Source organism: Streptococcus sp. HMSC061E03 (genome assembly GCF_001813505.1).
GTDB lineage: Bacteria > Bacillota > Bacilli > Lactobacillales > Streptococcaceae > Streptococcus.
This window is the reverse complement of record NZ_KV812803.1, coordinates 1-322: the sequence shown is the minus strand read 5'-3', so window position 1 is coordinate 322 and position 322 is coordinate 1. Positions and strand designations below refer to the sequence as shown.

1 protein-coding gene is annotated in these 322 nt (G+C 30.1%); it reads left to right on the top strand.

The window, feature by feature from the left end; translation table 11 throughout:
- Nucleotides 1-322: transposase (locus HMPREF2917_RS10680; protein ID WP_141751559.1), on the top strand; the 322-nt coding region annotated here is incomplete at both ends.

The window sequence follows — 322 nt, the reverse complement described above, 5'->3', positions numbered from 1 at the left end:
GTCGATGTTGTAAGAGATAGAAAATCTTACAGTTTGAAAAACTATTTCCATCGTTTTGAGCCTAAGACTAGATTAAAGGTAAAAACTATCTCAATCGACATGTACTTACCGTACATCCAATTAATAAAAGAAATGTTTCCTAACGCTAAAATTATCATTGATCCTTTTCACATCGTACAAGCCTTAAATAGAGAATTAAATCGAACTCGGGTACGTGTCATGAATAAGCATCGCTATAAAGACCCTAAATTATATCGAAAGTTAAAACATTATTGGAAGTTAATTTTAAAGAATCCTAATGAACTTCAGAACTATAAATATA